General features: G+C 30.9%; 21 protein-coding genes. 7 read left to right on the top strand and 14 right to left on the bottom strand.

Annotated elements, in window-relative coordinates; all coding sequences use genetic code 11:
• Positions 1 to 24: 24 nt before the first annotated feature.
• Complete coding sequence (locus tag HALHA_RS06285) at positions 25 to 939, bottom strand: NAD-dependent epimerase/dehydratase family protein (RefSeq protein WP_015326946.1); 915 nt, start codon at positions 937 to 939, stop codon at positions 25 to 27.
• Between the two features lie 34 nt (positions 940 to 973).
• On the bottom strand, positions 974 to 1,642 hold the full coding sequence (locus HALHA_RS06280) for a galactosyltransferase-related protein (protein ID WP_015326945.1): 669 nt from the start codon (positions 1,640 to 1,642) through the stop codon (positions 974 to 976).
• Positions 1,643 to 1,818: 176 nt separating this feature from the next.
• Between HALHA_RS06280 and HALHA_RS06275 the strand changes: the two genes are divergently transcribed.
• Entirely contained in the window at positions 1,819 to 2,550 is a 732-nt protein-coding gene (locus tag HALHA_RS06275; protein WP_015326944.1) for a protein kinase domain-containing protein, read from the top strand.
• Positions 2,551 to 2,592: 42 nt separating this feature from the next.
• Here the strand turns inward: HALHA_RS06275 and HALHA_RS06270 are convergent, their stop codons facing one another.
• The gene (locus tag HALHA_RS06270; RefSeq protein WP_015326943.1) at positions 2,593 to 2,958 is read right to left on the bottom strand and encodes an alpha-helical endospore appendage domain-containing protein; all 366 of its coding nucleotides are present in this window, start codon (positions 2,956 to 2,958) and stop codon (positions 2,593 to 2,595) included.
• Positions 2,959 to 2,970: 12 nt separating this feature from the next.
• Complete coding sequence (locus HALHA_RS06265; protein ID WP_015326942.1) at positions 2,971 to 3,456, bottom strand: alpha-helical endospore appendage domain-containing protein; 486 nt, start codon at positions 3,454 to 3,456, stop codon at positions 2,971 to 2,973.
• A gap of 112 nt (positions 3,457 to 3,568) precedes the next feature.
• On the opposite strand from HALHA_RS06265, the gene HALHA_RS06260 reads away from it, so the two are divergent.
• A complete protein-coding gene (locus HALHA_RS06260; protein WP_015326941.1) occupies positions 3,569 to 4,027 on the top strand; it encodes a DUF3794 domain-containing protein in 459 nt (152 codons plus the stop codon).
• 30 nt (positions 4,028 to 4,057) lie between these two features.
• Here HALHA_RS06260 and HALHA_RS06255 read toward each other — a convergent pair whose 3' ends face one another.
• On the bottom strand, positions 4,058 to 4,606 hold the full coding sequence (locus HALHA_RS06255; protein ID WP_015326940.1) for a hypothetical protein: 549 nt from the start codon (positions 4,604 to 4,606) through the stop codon (positions 4,058 to 4,060).
• A 19-nt stretch (positions 4,607 to 4,625) separates the two neighbouring features.
• Entirely contained in the window at positions 4,626 to 4,850 is a 225-nt protein-coding gene (locus tag HALHA_RS06250) for a hypothetical protein (RefSeq protein ID WP_015326939.1), read from the bottom strand.
• A 355-nt stretch (positions 4,851 to 5,205) separates the two neighbouring features.
• Between HALHA_RS06250 and HALHA_RS06245 the strand changes: the two genes are divergently transcribed.
• From HALHA_RS06245 to HALHA_RS06235, 4 genes are all read left to right on the top strand, one after another.
• Positions 5,206 to 6,204: a hypothetical protein gene (locus HALHA_RS06245; RefSeq protein WP_015326938.1), complete on the top strand. Its 999-nt coding sequence runs from the start codon at positions 5,206 to 5,208 to the stop codon at positions 6,202 to 6,204.
• Positions 6,205 to 6,327: 123 nt separating this feature from the next.
• Positions 6,328 to 6,480 carry a hypothetical protein gene (locus HALHA_RS13460; RefSeq protein ID WP_015326937.1) on the top strand — a complete coding sequence of 51 codons (153 nt, stop codon included), beginning with the start codon at positions 6,328 to 6,330 and terminating at the stop codon, positions 6,478 to 6,480.
• Between the two features lie 66 nt (positions 6,481 to 6,546).
• Entirely contained in the window at positions 6,547 to 7,050 is a 504-nt protein-coding gene (locus tag HALHA_RS06240; protein ID WP_015326936.1) for a hypothetical protein, read from the top strand.
• 1 nt (position 7,051) lies between these two features.
• Positions 7,052 to 7,399 carry a hypothetical protein gene (locus HALHA_RS06235; protein WP_015326935.1) on the top strand — a complete coding sequence of 116 codons (348 nt, stop codon included), beginning with the start codon at positions 7,052 to 7,054 and terminating at the stop codon, positions 7,397 to 7,399.
• A gap of 51 nt (positions 7,400 to 7,450) precedes the next feature.
• On the opposite strand, the gene HALHA_RS06230 is transcribed toward HALHA_RS06235, so the two are convergent.
• Positions 7,451 to 7,765, bottom strand: coding sequence for a hypothetical protein (locus HALHA_RS06230; RefSeq protein ID WP_015326934.1), 315 nt, complete (start codon positions 7,763 to 7,765; stop codon positions 7,451 to 7,453).
• A gap of 145 nt (positions 7,766 to 7,910) precedes the next feature.
• On the opposite strand from HALHA_RS06230, the gene HALHA_RS06225 reads away from it, so the two are divergent.
• Entirely contained in the window at positions 7,911 to 8,969 is a 1,059-nt protein-coding gene (locus HALHA_RS06225) for a hypothetical protein (protein WP_015326933.1), read from the top strand.
• 38 nt (positions 8,970 to 9,007) lie between these two features.
• On the opposite strand, the gene HALHA_RS06220 is transcribed toward HALHA_RS06225, so the two are convergent.
• Genes HALHA_RS06220 through hemB form a run of 7 tightly spaced genes read right to left on the bottom strand, consistent with a single transcriptional unit; the run spans position 9,008 to position 13,780 of the window.
• Entirely contained in the window at positions 9,008 to 9,262 is a 255-nt protein-coding gene (locus tag HALHA_RS06220) for a hypothetical protein (protein ID WP_015326932.1), read from the bottom strand.
• A 46-nt stretch (positions 9,263 to 9,308) separates the two neighbouring features.
• Positions 9,309 to 9,674 (bottom strand): hypothetical protein, encoded by a 366-nt coding sequence (locus HALHA_RS06215; RefSeq protein WP_015326931.1) that lies wholly within the window; start codon positions 9,672 to 9,674, stop codon positions 9,309 to 9,311.
• Between the two features lie 10 nt (positions 9,675 to 9,684).
• Positions 9,685 to 10,359 carry a Crp/Fnr family transcriptional regulator gene (locus HALHA_RS06210; RefSeq protein ID WP_015326930.1) on the bottom strand — a complete coding sequence of 225 codons (675 nt, stop codon included), beginning with the start codon at positions 10,357 to 10,359 and terminating at the stop codon, positions 9,685 to 9,687.
• A 24-nt stretch (positions 10,360 to 10,383) separates the two neighbouring features.
• Entirely contained in the window at positions 10,384 to 11,106 is a 723-nt protein-coding gene (locus HALHA_RS06205) for a class I SAM-dependent methyltransferase (RefSeq protein WP_015326929.1), read from the bottom strand.
• Positions 11,107 to 11,117: 11 nt separating this feature from the next.
• Positions 11,118 to 11,477: a sirohydrochlorin chelatase gene (locus HALHA_RS06200; protein ID WP_015326928.1), complete on the bottom strand. Its 360-nt coding sequence runs from the start codon at positions 11,475 to 11,477 to the stop codon at positions 11,118 to 11,120.
• 1 nt (position 11,478) lies between these two features.
• Positions 11,479 to 12,774 (bottom strand): glutamate-1-semialdehyde 2,1-aminomutase, encoded by a 1,296-nt coding sequence (gene hemL / locus HALHA_RS06195; RefSeq protein WP_015326927.1) that lies wholly within the window; start codon positions 12,772 to 12,774, stop codon positions 11,479 to 11,481.
• Positions 12,775 to 12,802: 28 nt separating this feature from the next.
• Positions 12,803 to 13,780, bottom strand: coding sequence for a porphobilinogen synthase (gene hemB / locus HALHA_RS06190; RefSeq protein ID WP_015326926.1), 978 nt, complete (start codon positions 13,778 to 13,780; stop codon positions 12,803 to 12,805).

The raw sequence follows: 13,780 nt of genomic DNA, 5'->3' as shown, positions 1-13,780 counted from the left end.
ACATTAATGTAGGGCCAAATTTTTCTATGACTTTTGATAGTAAGCTAAAGTTTCTTTTAACCCTCTTTCTAAATTATATTTTGGGCTCCAATCTAATAATCTCTGTGCTTTATTATTTAGCAAGTAATTATGCTTAATATCACCTGGCCTAGCTGCTTGATAAATTGGCTCTAAATTAATATTAGTTATCTGCTTTATCATCTTAAATAATTGATTAATAGAAGTTTGTTGATCACAGCTAATATTGATAGTTTCTTCATCACCTTTTTCTAAAGCAGCTAAATTAGCTCTAGCAACATCTTTTACGTAAACAAAATCCCTTGTCTGTTTTCCATCTCCATAAATGATTGGCTTATCTTCTCTTAAAATTTTATCAATAAAAACAGCCACGACGCCCCCTTCTCCTTTAGCTTCTTGACGTTCACCATAAACATTAGCGTAACGCAAAATTGTATAATTTAATTCGTATAATTGATTAAATATTTTAATATAATGTTCTGGTGTATGCTTTGCAACACCATAATATGATATAGGAGTAATGGGGTGTTCTTCATTAATACCCAGATATTGAGGTCGACCATAAACTGCAGCCGAAGAAGCATAAATGAATTTAACTATATCATAGCTACTAGCATACTCTAATAAGTTAACAGTTCCTACAATATTAATTTCACTATCTAAACTAGGGTTCTTTATTGAAGATTGAATATTACTTTGTGCTGCGTGGTGAATTATATAATCAATCTTATGTTTAGTAAAAATTTCTGTTAAATTATCTCTAATATCAATTTGATAAAATTTTGCTTTCGAATTTATATTTTCTTTTTTTCCGGTCGATAAATTATCAATTATAATCACTTGATCTCCTCTAGTTATTAATTTATCCACTATATGAGATCCAATAAATCCTGCTCCTCCAGTTATAAGTATTGTTTTCATTTACTCACCTCCCCGCTATAAGGACTTTAATCGACTAAGAATCTTTACGCTCTTTGATTATCTCATTTATTTTCTCTCCTCCCTGACAATAGCGATTTAATAGTTCAATATTATTCTTATAATTTGTACTTGCCGATCTAGGATGCCATAAATGATACAAAGTATGATCTAATCTTTTGGGTTGACCACACAATACCGTCATTGCAATAGTAAAAGCATCATCTTCTCCTCCCCATTCAATAAATCTTTCATCAAAGCCTCCTACAGTTTCAAAATTTTGACGAGGAATTAAATTTAACCCTCCCCCATTAATTGAATGTTTGTGATGACTCCCATAATTATCAACTATTGGCCACTTAGGATTTAGAGATAATAACTTCTCAGTATAGTCTTGATTAAATCTTACAATTTCCTGAAAAGGAAGAACCCAGGGATATTCATCCAATAAACTAATTGAATCAATTATTATCTGAGGGGCATATATTAAATCAATATCAGCAATTAAAAAGATATCTCTTGTAGCCTTTTGAGCAGCTAAATTTATAGCCTGTGCTCTTGAAAACTTCTCACAATTTAATTCTCCTATACATAATTCAGCTTTAGGCATCATCCTCTCATAAAATTTACTAGTCCATTTAAATATTCTTGCTCTTTGTTCACAATCGGGCCAATATGGAATCAAAACCGATACATTATCTAACAATATAATATCTCCTTTCTATAAAAAGTTAGCAATCAAATCAATACCATATTCTCTAATTTAATTTATGTGCTATAAAATGTAATTGTGAACCTAAAATAGAAAAATATTCAATAATGGTGGTTGAAAAATACTTTACACTTTTATTGAGTATAATCATTTAGAGAAAGGAGGATCTTATGAAGAAAAAAAAGTTAAAAAATTATGAGATTTATTTAAATCCTATTGGAAAAGGACGTTTTGGAAAGGTTTATATGGGCCAAGACCTTAAACACCAAAGAAAATATGCGATTAAAAAAACAACTAATATTCCAATGGCCAAACATGAAGCTTTTGTTATGCAAAATTACGGTAGCCACCCCTTACTCCCTAGCTTTTATAATTTCTTTATAATAGAGAATAAAGCTTATATTGTAATGGAATATTTTCCTGGGACAAATATCGGAGATCGTAAATTTAATACTATCAAAACAAGAAGCCCCCAAAAGGCTATCCATCTTACTTTAAAAATTCTAAAAGCTCTCCAACATCTTCATCAAAAAGGATTTGCACATCACGATATATTACCACAAAATATACTATTTAAGGAGGATAATCCAAATCAAATTAGAATTATTGACTTTGGACTAACAAAACAAATAAATAATTCTCAACAAAACAAGCAGTATAAAACTGGTGATTTATCTGGTGTAGCAATAATATGTCTTTATCTTCTGGTAGGCTTTCTTTTAGAAACCCCACAAGAAATAGATCCTTTTATTAATGGTATTAAATCAGAAACAAAAATTAAAGAATTAGATTTAATAACTCCACACTTAAAGAATATTCTATCTAAAGGGGTTCATCCTAATCCTAAAAAACGATATCACTCTGCTGAGGAATTTATAAAAAAATTAAAAGTTCTACTTTAATTTTTTAGTATTAACTTTTTCTGGGGATTATATTAAGATAAATTAATCTTCTAAATCATCTTCATAATAATCCCCTTTATAGTATCCTTCACTATCCCAATTATTATCTTTATCCTGGTGGTTATCAGTGCAAGATCTCACTTCTTTTTCTTGAGCTTCTAATACATCTTCTAGTTTAAATTGAAGTAACATTTCTTTTTTTATTGTTGTCTTTAAAACTTTAGAAACTTCCTTTTGAAAATTAATTATTTCCTGGGGAGTTACATTACAATCATCAATAATTCGTTCTATCTTTTCTGCCTCAGCATTTATTAAATGGGCCAAGGCCGTTTCCTCCAAAGCAATAGACTCTAATAAATCTACTAATGCTCCTTCTTGACTCTTATTTGGAATCTCTGGCATTGACATTCCTTATCCCTCCTAAAGATATAGTTGTAACTGATTTATCTCAGAATGTAAAACTTCTTTCATTCGCTCTCCAGCCTTCATGATTAAATTAAAATTCCTTTTAAAATTAGATAATTTTTCTTTAGAAAATTGGCAACTACACTTATGTTCTTGGAACAACTTATTCTCAATATCTAATAGATTATCTACTACTACCTCTAAAAAGATGATTACTTCTAAATTCTCTACTATAAGCTCTCTTAGCTGTAACTTATTGATAAGAAAAATTTCCTCTAACTTAGATTGTAATATTATCTGTATCTGAAGACTACTCTTTACAATAGAAACTAAATGTTGTTGCATAATCATTAGCTGTTTTATAGAAAAAGTCAGCTGGCTAATTTGTTGTATCTTTTGCACTTCAGTATTTAAAAGATGGGCCACAGCTTTCCTTTGCTCTATAATAGATTCTACTATATCAATTGTTACTTGTTTGTTTTCTTCTCTTGGCCCACACATCTATATTGCCCCCCCCTATTAGATTTAAACTTATTTATTTTTAGATTAATAAGAAAAAATCTCTATCACTTTGAATATAAATATAATAGTATGCTAAAAAGGAGGTTGTAACATGAGTCACTCTGCTAAAAAAGATAAATTATTTGAATTAATTACTATCGATGATAATTTTGAATCCTTACCATCCCAAAGTATCTGTAAAGAATTTTTAAAAGAACAAAATTTACTTATTCCTGACCAAAAACCAAATATAGAACAATTATCTAAAATTCTTATTAAACCAGAAATTAGCAATAAAAAAGTAATTGCAACTTTTGCCGGGAGAAAGATTATACTTCAAGGACACATCATGGAAAAAATCTTTTATATAGCTAATAGTCCACAGCAGTCAGTCAATACTGCTCAATACTCTTTTTCGTTTAGTAATTTTATTAAACTACCCCCCAAAACAAATATTAATAGTATAAAAGTACGTGTTGAAGATATTATACTAGAGATTAATAACCAAAAGATTAATCAATCTATCTTACTTTGTCTTTGTATAGTTCCTAAAAATCTATTTAATGATTAAAGGGAGCAAGCTCTCCTGTTAGTCGGTTAGTTAGGAATAATCTTTTTCCTGTTTATTAATTTTAAGTTTTTCATCTAATTCTTCTTCTATCTTCTTTGCTTGCTCTAAATAATATTGATCTTTATACTGACTAGATAAATTATTATTTTGACAATAATTATCTGTCTGCTTAGGAGATTCTATAACAGTAACAATTGCCTCCAGTTTGATTTTAACTAATTCTGTTTGGTCAACTACAGTAATAAAATCTTTTCCCATTTTACACAAAACACCACTTACTGAAGAAGATTCTCCATCTGACATTAATTTAAGAACTATAAACTCTCCTAGTTTATTTTGTAATAAAGACTTCATATTAGACTGGGCTTGTTTACTAACGGTCTTTTGTAATGTAGTTTCTCCTTTCGATTCTAACTTAGTCTCTTCTTTTGCTTTACTATCTTGTTGCTGCCTCTTTAATTGTTCTACTAAAAAATCAACTAACCCTTCTTCAATTTGGCTCATTGAATTATTAGCTTTTAATTTATTTAAGCGATGTAAAAAATAAGTGATCTCCTCTGAGGATAAATTATTATTCACAGCTATCCCTCCCCCTCTATTAATCTTTAACCCCCTTAATCTTCCACTTAATAGCTACAATAGCACTAATGGGTATCTGTATTCTAGAATCTTGATTAATTAAGACTAAAAAATCTTGTTCTACATTACATAAAATCCCTTGCTGTTGACAACACTTGGCCCCAGATTTAATAATTACTACTATAAATTCTCCTGTCTGTTTTCTAATTTGCTCTTTAAAAGTAACCTCCTCACTATGCTCCATTCTTACTCCCCCTTTTTAATTACTAATCTATAATTTTATAGTTTCTCTATTAAAATTTAATCTACAATAAATAAAAATATGCCCTGAATATTTTTTAATTTATGTAAAAAATTGAAGTAATTACTTTTTCACTATTACCATTAAAAATTCATATTATAAACTACTATAAAAAATAATTCTTCTTACAAAATTCTAATCACAGTCTGCTTCCTCTTTCATACTATAATAACAAATAAACCAAAATATAAAATAGTTTACATCATATACCATAAGTCTAGATTTCTGTTTAAATCTCCTTCTGAATAATCTATGTATAAGAGACTCTAATCATGCAGATTAAGGAAGGTGATTTTAAATGGATCTAGAGATATTAATTTGTGTGCTTGTTAACCTATTTTATATGGATCAAGAAGAATTGAAGCAAACAAGAGATTATCTACAACAATTAGTAAATATAAATCAAAAAAGAAAGGAGGAAAGACTGGTTATGGATTATTTTGAAGAAGAATTAAGTGAAGAGAAAGAAAAAACAATTACTGAAGAATTTGACGAGCCAGTAACTAAATCTGAAACTGCAGATAATAACCTAGGAGAAGATATCAAAACAGAGGAAACTAAAGCAAATGCAGCGACTACTAATAAAGTAATAGATCAAGCTGAAGGATCAATTGCAGACTTACTAAAAGATCAAACAAATGTATTAAAAGAATTAAAGTTAGAATTAAAAGATTTAATCAAAGAAGAATTAATAATAGAAAAAAATTTGAAAGGAGGTGAGAATATCATGGCGGAAGAAGAATTTAATATCCAAGAGACTAATAATGAGGACTGTCCAAATTGTAACTGTCCAGTACCAGATGTGACACCAGAAGAAATAGAACCAGACACTGAAATAGATTTTTGCTGTGTCACATCTGTCCCCGAAAACTTATTTGAGGAACCCCCACGTGGTATAGGAGCTGAAGATGTTAGTTTACCAGAAGTTAACTATCTACTAAATAAATTACGCTGCTGTGTAGAAAAAGTTAACGTGATTGATCAATTTGGATGTGAAAGAGAAGTATGTATAGGAAGAGCTGTTGGTTGTGTAAAACTAAGTTTAATTGCTTTCCCAGTTGATGAAGATGACAATAAAATACCCAGAGTTGATGGATCTGGTAATGTAGTTATCTGTTGCGAGAGCTGTATTTGTATTGATAAGATTATTGATGCTATTTGCTGTGAAGAAGAAGCAGACTGTCCATGTGATGGTATTGATGTTGAAGTTACTAATCTTGAAGTCACAGATATAGAATGTGGTGAAAATGAGAGAGAAGTTAAATTTACAGGTAAACTTGAATTAACTACTCCGTAACATTTCCTATCCCTAGAGTATACTCTAGGGATCTTTTAATTTATTCTCCCATAAAAAATAAACTATAATCTATTAACACAATATTAGAATAATGAATATTATAACCAAAAGGAGGTGACTATTATGTCCAAAGAAAAAACTAGAGGGCACTGCCGTACAACAAAAAAAGTTCCTCTCGAAAGACTAATTTGTATCAAATACGACTTAAAAATTACAGCTGATTGTGATATTAAAAAGATTGAAGATAAGGGGCCAGTTTGTGATACTGACTGCTAATTACAAGAATCACAAATTTAGGAGTGTAGAAATACACTCCTAATAAATAAGATCGGAGGTTAGAAAATGTCTAATGAATTCACAACAGTAATATCAGGTGAAACCTATCTTAAAGCTCTGTCGGATAAACCAATTGAGCCAGACGATATTTCAGTTAAAACAGAAGAAGCTAATTCAAAAGAACTTAATATGATCCCTTTATCTATACTATGGGCTTATTTCCAAGCGTATGAAGAAAATCTAATAACAGAGGGGGAACCGACCCCTTGGGAGGATTCTCAAGAAAATAGTCATTTATCTGATCAAGAAAAAAAAGCTTGGATTCAGTTTTTAGATACTATATTAACTGAAGACTGGGCTACTTGGGTTCAAGATATAGATGAAATTAAAAAGCGTAGTATTACTGCTTATAATCAATTGCAATATGTTGATAAAACCAACCAACATAAATCTAAGCAAACTATCTCACTTAAAGAAGCACTAAGTATTCAATTTGAATTAAATATTGACACTAAAATTGATAATTTTACCACTACTAAAGAAGAATCTAACATAGAAAGTGAGGGATAAAATGGGGGAAGAATATACTACAACTATCTCTTGTCAGACTTATTTAAAAGCTTTATCAGATGATCCGATTAACCCAGAGGATATTTCAGTGGAAATAGAAGCCAATAATTCTGCTCCAGAACTTAATACAGCAGTATTGGCTATTCTTTGGGCTCATTTCCAAGCCTGTCGACAAGGATTATTAAAAGAAAGTGAACAGACTCCTTGGAGTCAAATCGAAAAAGAAAGTCGTTGGACTTTATTTTTAAAAGAAGTTATTAAAGATACTAGCTGGGTAGAATGGATAGAGGATCCTATAGAGATAAGAGAAAAAGCAAAACAAGGTTATAGCCAAATTAAAAATAAATAATCACTCCAGACTTTACGTAAAGTCTGGAGTGATTATTTAATCCTAATTGATTTATAAATCTAAATTAAGATCCACATCCTTATTTTGTAACTGCTGTTGTAACTTATCAACTAACTTTGCTAATTCCTCTTCATTTTGAGGATTGGTACCATCAATATTATCTAGTTTCGTTAATAAATCATCCAAGCCACTTTCAGCTACAAAATCTTCAAACTCTGCTGGATTAGTTAAGTAAAGAGTTAAAATAGACTCTAATAATTCTTTCTTTTCTTGAGGTATATCCTCTGCCCCTAATTTATCGATAAATTCTTGGTCTACTCCTAGTACATCAGCCAATTGATTTACATTAAAATCTTGGTTAGTCACTCTATCCCCCCTCTTATTCACTACATCAATCTATACTTATGCCTAAAAAATAAAAACTTTACTGGGAAAATATTCAAATCAAAGTAATGCTTTTAATCTAATAAACATAGTTATTAGTAAAATATAATTTAAAGGGAGGAAAAAAATGAAGTTATCAGACTTTCTAACTAAAAGTACCAACCAACATCTAAATCAATTGGCCCAGCAACATCACATCTGCTATGAAGATGATTTCTCTAAATTATGGGTTCGCAATAAATTACAAAGAAAACTATTAAATAAAAAGTATCTATACAAGATAATTCAACAATTAGAACCAGCAGCTCAAGAAACTCTTAAACAATTAACAACTACTGAATTTATTAATAAAGAAACAACAAATCCTAAAACTTGTTACCAATTAAAAAAAGTAGGCTTAATTTATGAAAAGAATAACTTTTATTATTTACCCCAGGATATTAAAAAGATTCTATCTAATAAGTGGCAAGATAAAAAAAGAGAGAGCATACCTAAGTTAAAGCCTTTATCTATCAAATCTAAGGCTAAAACTACTTCTAAAATTAATGTTAAGCAACCAGTTGAATTATCCTTTTATCATTATTTGCTTTTAATCCTTAGTCAAATTAAAAAGAATAAAGATCAAAAAGAACTGCTATCTTACCTCGAAGAAATAAATTTTACTTCTTTTTCGAATAAAAAGTTACTTCAATATTTAATTAGGTATAGTAAGTATAATAACTTAGTGACTGCTGATTTAACCTTACAACCAAAGTTTAAAACTTGGTTACAGACAGACTATTCTAAAAAAATACTTCAAGGAATAGAAGCTTTTTTTCCCTATTCTAAGAATACTTTACGCCAAATAACAGCTGTATTAAGCCATAAATCTACTGCATCAAAACTTAATTTAGAGTTTATTGAAGATAATATAGAATTAAACCATAATAGCAAGAACTTATTAGAACTATTAGATATATTTCACTTTACCAAAGATAGTTTATCCCTAACATCTAAGGCCAACAAAGCCTTTGCTCCTGAAAATGATTTAGAATTTACTGCTCCGCAAATAAGTAAAGAAAAAATCATTATAGATTCTACGATCTCTTTATCAGCCCTATGGAAGATATGCCAATCATCCCAGTTAATTGCAATTAATAACCAACTTATCTTTACTTCTAACAGTGAAATTAAAAAATTCAGATAACAAAAGGCAGTAGTTCTTAAGAACTACTGCCTTTTGACTTAATGAAAACTTAAATTCATCGCCTTGTAACTTAAAGAATTAATATTATTCACTTCTGCTTTAAATTCAGCTAATGAATTAGATTGACCACTAAATTGTAGTAAAATTAACCCTTGGTCATCACTATAATTATGTAATCCAATTCTAGTCTTAATATTATCTCCATATTTAGTCAGTATCTTTTGCATATCAGGTGCAAAATCACCACGTTCATCTAACTGTAAAGCTACAATTGCATTTTCATTATTTGCCATAATCATTTCCCCCCTCTATCTATATTATTAATCTATTTTAAAGGGGTTATACAAAATAGACCACACTAATAAAAAATAAAATTAAACTAATTAAGGAAATTCCTTTACCTAATTTCCTATAGCCTAAATTAGTAACAATCAAAGCCGAAAATATAGCTAACTCCATTAAAATAGGGGTAACTCCTCGCAAAATCAAATTAGAATTAAGAATTAAAAATTCCATACCCCAAATATAAATTCCAAAACCTAATATAAACCACAACACTCTTTCTTTATCAATAGAAAAGATAACACTCTCCCTACTATCTTTTAAAAGTAATATTTGGCGTAATTTAGGTTGTAATTGTTTAGTAACTATTACTAGTATTAGATTAGCTGCTAAAAATAATAGATCAACACTACCTAATCTCATCTTGCTCCTCCTAAATTATTTTTTTAAGACCAATCAAATCTTTAATCACTATCTTCTCACGAGAAACATCAACCAAATCTTCTTTTTTTAACTTACTTAAAACTCTAGATATAGTTTCTCGTGAAGAACCAATCAAACCAGCTAAATCCTGTTGACTAAGGGATAAACTGATACTAGTTTTATTCTTATTATCCCAACCATGTTCTTGGGCCAAATGGACTAAAATACTAGCTGTTCTACTTTTAGTATTCTTTAGCCCTAAATTTCTTATCCGCTCCTGAGCTCTACGTAATCGTTTCCCCATAACCCGTAAAATTTTAATTGTGATTTCTGGATAATTTCTCATTATCTCTTCCATATCTTCTTTACTAATAACTCCAATTTCTGAATCATCTATAACTACTGCTGTAGCAGGATATTTTCCTTGATCAAATAAAACAACCTCGGCAAACATATCGCCTGCTTTAAATATATTTAAAATTTGTTCTTTACCACTTTCAATCATCTTTGTTAATTTAACTTTTCCAGACTTAATAAAAAATAATCCTTCTCCTACTTCACCTTCAAAAAAGATAAATTCCCCTTCCTGATACTGACGGGTAAACATTATTTCTTTGATTTTAGCTAATTCTTGGTCTGTCAAAGCTGCAAAATAAGAACTCTGCTTTAAAAGTTGCTCTTTCATATTAACACCTCTTTGTATTATTAATTATTTGCTAGCCTTAACAACTAAAGGAAAAGAAGTTAAAGGTTTATAATCTCTAAAATCAAAACTCCCATAAAAATTTATTTTTCTAAAGCCTACTTCTTCTAATATTTTTCTTAACTCTTTACTTTTTAGAGGGTATAATAAGACTGAATTATTAAATTCTCCCTCAGGTGTTTTCAATGTAGTTTTAAAATCAACTTTATTATCCTTAAATTCATACTGTCTAATTAATTTAACATTTGCCACTTGATTAGTAATAGTTGGCAATTCAGTTATCTCTTTTTCTAAAATTCGGTCATAATTTACAATTTGGAGTACTAATTTACCATTTGAAGTTAACAAATTAAATAACTTCTCTAAAACACTTTTAATCTCCACTTTATTATCTAAATGAACTAAAGAATTCCCAATACAACTAATTAGATTAAAATCATTTGCAAGAGATAAGTGGTCAACTTCCTTCATATCAGCTTGTTTAAAATCAACAGCTAACTTCTCTTTAGCTGCCTTTCGTTTAGCAATTTTAAGCATCTTAGAACTTAGATCTATTCCTGTAACTTGGTAACTTGCTTGAGCTAAGGCTAAAGCATATGTCCCTGTACCAGTTGCTACATCTAATACCTTACCTTGGTCGGGTAAATTACTCTTTAAAAAATTCAATTTTTCTTGCTTAAAAAAGAAAATATCATCATAATAGTGGCTAAATTGTTGGTAAAATTTCATTTTAAGACCTCCTATCTATCAATCTTTTCTTTAATTATTTCTTTAAACAAAGTAGTTTCAGCTGCTAGATGACTAGTCAGCTGAAAATCAATCTCTGGATATTCGTCCTTAGCATCTGCTATTAATCGAGGGATTCCCTGACTAACATGATAACCAGTAAATAAAAATAAAGGCACAATGATGATCTTATTTATTCCTTGGTTAATTAATTTTTTTGCAGCATCCCAAAAATTTGGCTTAGTAAGCTCTAAATTAGCTTCTTCTATGGGATAGGATATTTCTTTTTTTAGTTGGGAGCTTAAAGTAGATAATTCCTGCTGAGCAGCAGTTGATCTACTACCATGGCCTAATAAAATAACCCCTTGCTTCATTCTATCCCTCCTGCTTTTTCTTTACTTTAGCTAATGCATTATAATTTGCTTCTATAGTAGCATCTAAATCAGCCTCTACATGGGCCAAGGAGACAAAATTAGACTCAAACTGAGATGGTGGCAGATAAATTCCTGCTGCTAACATTTGCTTAAAATAAGTAGTAAAAGCATCTGTATCAGATTCTTTAGCTGTCTTATAATCAATAACTTGCTTATCTGTAAAGAAGATACTAAACATTGAACCTACCCTAGAGACATCAGCTGCAACTTCTAATTGCTTAATATTATCTTTAAACCCTTTTTCTAATTTAGCCGCTTTTTCCTCTAACATACTATAAACACCAGGCTGTTGTAATAACTTTAGTGTTTCAATACCTGCTGCCATTGCTAATGGATTACCTGATAAAGTACCAGCTTGATAGACTGGACCTGCTGGAGCTACATACTCCATAATCTCTTTTTTACCACCATAAGCACCAACTGGTAATCCTCCACCAATAATCTTACCTAAAGTAGTTATATCAGGTTCAATTTCATATAATTCTTGGGCTCCTCCATAAGCCAATCTAAATCCCGTCATTACTTCATCAAAGATTAGTAAGCTATTATTAGTAGCTGTAATCTCTCGTAAACCTTCTAAGTAACCTACTTGCGGTCGAATTACCCCCATATTCCCTGTCACCGGTTCTAAAATAACAGCTGCAATTTGACCTTGATATGTATTATATATCTCCTCTATAGCTTCTAAATTATTATAAGGTGCTACAATTGTTTCTTCAGCAATCTCATCTGGTACCCCTGGACTACCAGAAATACCTAATGTAGTCACCCCAGAACCAGCTTCTACCAATAAACTATCACCATGGCCATGATAACATCCTTTTAACTTAATAATCTTATCCTTTCCTGTATAACCTCTAGCCAGTCTTAAAGCACTCATTGTTGCTTCAGTTCCTGAATTGACCATTCTAACCTGATCAATTGAATCAACAGCTCCAATAACTAACTTTGCTAATTCAGTTTCTACTTCTGTAGGAGCTCCAAAACTAGTCCCCTTCATTAATTGCTGTTGTAATGATTCTATTACTTGAGGATGATTATAACCTAGAATCATAGGCCCCCAAGAACCAACATAATCAATATACTCATTTCCTTCAATATCATAAATTAAAGCTCCAGTCCCCTTTTCTATAAATAAAGGGTCACTATCAACAGCTGCAAATGCTCGAGCTGGACTATTAACTCCACCAGGAATAACCTCTTTAGCCTGCTTAAATGCTTCCTTTGATCTAGACATCTTTATCCCTCCCGAATATTTATTGATTTTAATTGTCCTTTGCCAATTTTTTGGCTATGTCCTTGGCCCAATAAGTAATAATAATCTCTGCTCCAGCTCGCTTAATACTAGTTAAGCTCTCTAAAGCAGTCTTTTCTTCATCTAACCATCCTTTTTGTGCTGCTGCCTTAATCATTGCATACTCACCACTAACATTATAAGCTGCTAAAGGTGTATTGAATTGATCCTTGGCCCGTCTAATAATATCAAGGTAAGGTAAGGCAGGCTTAACCATTACAATATCTGCTCCTTCTTCTAAATCTAATTTAATTTCCCGTAAAGCTTCATCACTATTAGCTGGATCCATTTGATAAGAACTACGATCTCCCTCTTGAGGGGCTGAATGAGCTGCTTCTCGAAATGGCCCATAAAAGGCTGAAGAATACTTGGCTGAATAAGCCATGATTGCTGTATCTTGATATCCTTCCTGATCTAACCTCTCTCGAATAGCTTTTACTCGTCCATCCATCATATCTGAAGGAGCTACCATATCTGCCCCTGCTTTAGCATGGGATAAAGCAGTCTTAGCCAAATTCTCCAAAGTAATATCATTTTGAACATAGCCATTTTTTATAGCTCCACAGTGACCATGACTAGTGTACTGGCATAAACAAACATCTGTAATTACTAATAAATCTGGATACTCCTCTTTAATCTGGCGACAAGCCTGCTGAACAATCTCCTCTTGGTCCCAAGCACCAGATCCTAGTTGATCCTTGATCTGAGGAATTCCAAATAAAATTATCCCTCCTATTCCTAGCTTAACTAAGTCAGCTATTTCTTCTAATAACAAATCTAAAGATAAATGATAATTCCCTGGTAAAGAAGAAATCTCTTCTTTTATCTCTATACCATGGACTACAAATAACGGATAAATTAAATCAGCAGCTGTTAATTTAGTTTCACGCACTAACTTTCTAACCGAAGCTGTCCGGCGCAATCTCCGTGGTCGATGAGTTAGATTCAT

It is taken from the genome of Halobacteroides halobius DSM 5150 (assembly GCF_000328625.1).
GTDB lineage: Bacteria > Bacillota > Halanaerobiia > Halobacteroidales > Halobacteroidaceae > Halobacteroides > Halobacteroides halobius.
The sequence above is the reverse complement of the archived record's forward strand: the minus strand, read 5'-3'. Positions and strand labels throughout refer to the sequence as shown.